The sequence below is a fragment of the Pseudoalteromonas sp. SIMBA_162 genome (assembly GCF_046535955.1).
Lineage (GTDB): Bacteria > Pseudomonadota > Gammaproteobacteria > Enterobacterales > Alteromonadaceae > Pseudoalteromonas > Pseudoalteromonas marina.
The window spans coordinates 1-243 of sequence record NZ_JAWJBQ010001019.1 but is presented as its reverse complement, the minus strand read 5'-3'; the positions used below and the strand labels follow the sequence as shown (position 1 = coordinate 243).

The following is a 243-nucleotide window of genomic DNA, read 5'->3' as shown; positions in this document are numbered from 1 at the left end:
CTCAAGACTCACCTGTTCGGCGACATCTTCGAACGCGACAATCTCGATTGGCAGAGCCGCGAAATCGCGACCGTCGCAATGTTGGCTGCCATGCCCGGGGTGGAGCCGCAATTACAAGCGCACATGCGCATCAGCATGAATGTCGGCCTCACGGAAAGCCATCTGCGCCAACTCGGACAAGTCTTGGCTGACCGCGTGGATGCCGATAGCGCGACGCGCGCGCACGACGCGCTTGATAAGCAG

1 protein-coding gene is annotated in these 243 nt (G+C 60.5%); it reads left to right on the top strand.

Features of this window, described 5'->3' with window-relative positions; all coding sequences use genetic code 11:
• Nucleotides 1-243: carboxymuconolactone decarboxylase family protein (locus R0J88_RS22805; protein WP_410901291.1), on the top strand; the 243-nt coding region annotated here is incomplete at both ends.